Annotated in this window: 5 protein-coding genes; 2 read left to right on the forward strand and 3 right to left on the reverse strand. The window is 73.4% G+C overall.

What is annotated here, in order from left to right:
• On the forward strand, positions 1-1421 hold a 1421-nt coding region (locus tag SACPADRAFT_RS0205170), incomplete at its 5' end, for a neutral zinc metallopeptidase (RefSeq protein ID WP_007026707.1).
• Between the two features lie 61 nt (positions 1422-1482).
• Here the strand turns inward: SACPADRAFT_RS0205170 and trxA are convergent.
• Both trxA and SACPADRAFT_RS0205180 read right to left on the reverse strand, forming a co-directional pair.
• A complete protein-coding gene (gene trxA, locus SACPADRAFT_RS0205175) occupies positions 1483-2472 on the reverse strand; it encodes a thioredoxin (protein WP_040923988.1) in 990 nt (329 codons plus the stop codon).
• A 78-nt stretch (positions 2473-2550) separates the two neighbouring features.
• Complete coding sequence (locus tag SACPADRAFT_RS0205180) at positions 2551-2853, reverse strand: thiamine-binding protein (RefSeq protein WP_007026709.1); 303 nt, start codon at positions 2851-2853, stop codon at positions 2551-2553.
• A gap of 83 nt (positions 2854-2936) precedes the next feature.
• Between SACPADRAFT_RS0205180 and SACPADRAFT_RS0205185 the strand changes: the two genes are divergently transcribed.
• The gene (locus SACPADRAFT_RS0205185; protein ID WP_007026710.1) at positions 2937-3452 is read left to right on the forward strand and encodes a MarR family winged helix-turn-helix transcriptional regulator; all 516 of its coding nucleotides are present in this window, start codon (positions 2937-2939) and stop codon (positions 3450-3452) included.
• Between the two features lie 64 nt (positions 3453-3516).
• On the opposite strand, the gene SACPADRAFT_RS0205190 is transcribed toward SACPADRAFT_RS0205185, so the two are convergent.
• Positions 3517-3888: a DUF3817 domain-containing protein gene (locus SACPADRAFT_RS0205190; RefSeq protein ID WP_007026711.1), complete on the reverse strand. Its 372-nt coding sequence runs from the start codon at positions 3886-3888 to the stop codon at positions 3517-3519.
• Positions 3889-4196: the final 308 nt, after the last annotated feature.

A 4196-nucleotide genomic window follows, 5' to 3' on the forward strand; every position in this document is an offset into this window, starting at 1 on the left:
CGCCCCGCCGGAACCGGGGGTTCGTCGCCGGTGCGGTGACGTGCGCGCTGGTGGCCACGGCCTGCGGCGCGGAGGTCCGCGGGCAGGCACACAGCGTCGGCGACATCGCCGGACTCCCGGTCACGCACTTCGAGAGCGGCCTGCGCCCGGACGCGCCCCCGCCCGAGCTGACCGTCGAGAACGTCTCCGACTCCGCGGAGGACCGGCTCGCGCTCGCCGCGATCGCCGACGTCAGCGCCTTCTGGACGGAGGAGTTCCCCGAACGGTTCGCCGACGAGTTCGAGCCGGTCGGCCGCCTGCTGTCCTACGACCCCCAGGGCACCGCCTTCGAGATCTGCGGCGCGGACACCACCGAGGCGGCGATGAACGCGCTCTACTGCCCGAGCGAGGATCTGGTGGCCTGGGACCGGGGCCTGCTGCTCCCGCTGCTGCGTGAGCGGTTCGGCCCGATGGCGGTGGTGACCGTCCTCGCGCACGAGTTCGGGCACGCGGTCCAGTACCGCCTCGGCGACCGGGCGGGCATCGACGAGACCACCCCGACGATCGTCAAGGAACAGCAGGCGGACTGTTTCACCGGTGCCTATTTCCGGTGGATGGCCGAGGATTCCAGCGCCCGTTTCCGGGTCTCCACCTCCGAGGGCCTGAACCAGGTGTTGTCCTCGCTGTTCTTCATCCGGGACGACCCCGGGGCGGGCGGCGCGCACGGCACGGCGTTCGACCGGACCTACGCCTTCCAGCTCGGGTTCTCCTCCGGCTCCGCCCGGTGCGCGGACCTCGACCGGGCCGACGTCGAGGCGCGGATCACCGAGCGGCCGTTCGCCCCGGAGGACGCGGGCGGAGGCGACCTGCGGATCTCGGCCGAGACCGTGGGCATGCTCCAACGCAGCCTGGACGACTCCTTCGCCGCCGCGGAGGTGGATCCGCCCCGCATCGTCGAGACCGGCGGCGACTGCCCCGACGGGACCGGCACCCCGCCCGCCTCCTACTGCCGGGAGAACAACACCGTCGGCATCGACACGGCGGCCCTGGCCGAACTGGGACAGCCGATCGACCGGGAGGCCGAGTTCCGCGGCACGGAGAGCGCCGGGGGGATGGGGGACTTCGCCGCGTTCGCCGAGATCGTGTCCCGGTATGTGCAGGGTGTGCAGCTCGGGGTCGGGGCGGACGTGACGAGCCCCGAGGCGGGGCTCCGGACGGCGTGCCTGGTCGGCGCCTGGACCAACGCGATCGACGTGGAGGGCGCGCTGCTGCGTCCCTCCCCCGGCGACCTCGACGAGGCGATCGCCGAGCTGCTGCAGCCGCGCAGTCTCATCGCCGCCGACGCCGACGGTCTCCGGGTGGCCAACGGCTTCGCCCGGGTGGAGGCGCTGCGCCTGGGCTACTACGAGGGTTCCGCCGCCTGCACGGACACCTACCCGTGACCCCGGTCCGGGCACCCCGCGCCCGGGGTTCCCGGACCGGGCGCGGGGCTACGGCAGGCACTCAGAACAGTGCGCTGGCGAGGTCCCTCCGTGCCTTGGCGACCCGCTGGTCGGCAGGGTCGAACAGGTCGAACAGGCCGACGAGGTGTTCCCGGACGCGGTCCCGGTTGTCCCCCGCGACCCGGCGCGCGGTCGCGGTCAGCCGGCCGAAGCCGTCCTCGACGGCCCCGGAGGCGATCTCGTAGTCGGCCGCGGCGAGCTGGGCCTGCAGGTCGTCGGGATCCGCGTCCGCGCGTTCGACCGCGGACGGGTCGGTCGTGCTCGCCCGCTCGGCGAACCGGACCTGGGCGAGCGCGGCGGCGGCCTGCTCGTTGCCCGGCTCGCTGTCCAGGATGCGCTGGTAGGCGGCCTGCGCGCCGGCGTAGTCACCGCGCTCGATCGCCGCCTCGGCCTCGGTGAACCGCGGGTCCTGCTCCTCCTCGGCGGGCTCCTCCTCGGTCTGCCCGTCGGCCGCCCCGGCACCCGGCAGCCGGTCCCGCAGCGCGTCGAGCAGCTGATCGACCCACTGCCGGATCTGGGACTCCGGCAACGCGCCGGAGAAGGCGTCGACCGGCTGCCCGGCCGCGATCGCGACCACCGTCGGGATCGACTGGACGCCGAACGCCTGCGAGATCCGCGGGTTCGCGTCGACGTCCACCTTCGCCAGGGTCCAGGCGCCGTCGCTCTCCGCCGCCAGCTTCTCCAGCACGGGGCTGAGCTGCTTGCACGGACCGCACCAATCGGCCCACAGGTCGACGACGACGAGCTGCCGCATCGACCGGTCGATCACCTCGGACTGGAAGGTGGACTCGGTCACGTCGATGACGGCACCGGCGCCGCCTGCCCCGCCGGAGGTGCCCCCCGCCTGCCCACGTTGCGGGCCGCCCTGGTTCGACTGTCGGGCCGCGTCGGCGCGCTGCTTGAGCCCGGAGAGGTCGACCGCCCCGGAGAGCGCGGCGGACGCGGCCTGTGCGTTGCTTGCTGATCCGCGTGGCTGTGTCACGCCTTCCATCCTGGCACGGACGGTCACGTCGTTCATGGCTGGTCGGCGCCGTCGGCGAACCCGTCGCCCCGGTGCGCCGCCGCGCGGTCAGTCGGCCGACAGACGTCGCTCGACGCGCTCGACCTTGGCGTCCAGCTGCCCGGTGTGGCCGGGCCGGATGTCGGCCTTGAGGACCAGGCTCACCCGGGAGGCGTCCTCGCCCGCCGCCTCGACCGCCCGCCGGACGACGTCCATCACCTCGTCCCAGTCGCCCTCGACGTTGGTGAACATCGCGTTCGTCTCGTTCGGCAGGCCGGACTCCCGCACGACCCGCACGGCACGGCTCACCGCCTCGCCGACACCGTCACCTTCGTCCGGGCCGGACGGGCTCACGCTGAACGCCACGATCATGTGTTCCTCCTCGGCCCCGCCCGCGGGCGGGCTCGGCGTACCCGCCCCCAGCGTGCCCGGTCCCGCTGCTAACTTCGAGGCCCATGAACCGTCCGTTGCCGTTCGACCCGATCGCGCGCGCGGCGCAGCTGTGGGAGGACCGCATCGGCCCCTCCACCACCATGGCCGCCGTCACCGGTCTGATGCGGGTGCAACAGATCGTCCAGTCGGCCGTCGACACGGCGCTCAAGCCGCACGGGCTCACCTTCGCCCGCTTCGAGGCCCTGGTGCTGTTGACCTTCGCGCGGTCGTCGAGTCTGCCGATGCGGGTGATGGGCGAGCGGCTGCAGCTGCACCCCACCAGCGTGACCAACATCGTCGACCGGCTGGAGAAGGACGGCCTGGTCAAGCGCCTCCCGCACCCGACGGACCGGCGCACCACCCTCGTGGAGATCACCGAGGAGGGCCGGGCCCGGCAGGAGCGGGCCACCCGGGCCGTCAACGCCATCGACTTCGGCCTCACCGGCCTGACCACGCGGCAGACCGAACAGCTGACCGACCTGCTCACCCGGGTACGGAAGTCCGCGGGGGACTTCACCGACGACGCCGGCGAGGGGTGATCCTCCCGCGCGGGCCGCCGTCACCGGCACGGCCCGCGCGGGAGAACGCGTCCCGGGACGGCGCTCAGGCGCCCGCGGCACCCACGCGGTCGCGGTTCAGGAACAGCGCCGTGCCGCCGTGGGCGAGCCGTTCCGGCCCGTCCAGCTTGCCCCTGCGCAGGGCCCACTTCTCGAACACCCAGGTCGCCAGGGGCGGGATGCTCGCCAGCAGCGCGGTGACCACGGTCCCGGCACGCCAGCCGAGCGGACGCGCGACGAGCAGCGTGGTGGCGAGGTAGAGGACGAACAGCACGCCGTGCACCATGCCGAGCACCGGGACACCGCCCTCGCCGAGCTCGACGACGTACTTGAGGAACATGCCGACGAGCAGGCCCGCCCACGAGAAGGCCTCCGCGACGGCGACGACACGGAACAAGACAGCAGCCTTGTTCGACACGAATATCCTCCCTGATCAGCCGACCGCCGCGAACCGGGCGATCGCGCACCGACAGTCACGTCACCTCTGACATGGACGTCAACAACGCTGTCGGACGCCGCCATGCCAGTGTGCTGCGTGATGACGGTCACCGGCGCACCGGGTGCGGGGAGCCCGGTCCGGGTGCCCCGCACGTCCCCCACGCGCACGGCGCGGTCCGGGTGTCCGCACTGCTAGATTGCCGCCGTGACGATCCCGCCCGGGGCGCCGCGGGAACCCCTGCGGCTGCCCGCGAACCGTCCCGCCCACTTCTACCGCGGCGGGGCGGC

Origin of the sequence: Saccharomonospora iraqiensis subsp. paurometabolica YIM 90007, assembly GCF_000231035.2 — a bacterium.
In the GTDB taxonomy this organism is placed as follows: Bacteria; Actinomycetota; Actinomycetes; order Mycobacteriales; family Pseudonocardiaceae; genus Saccharomonospora; species Saccharomonospora paurometabolica.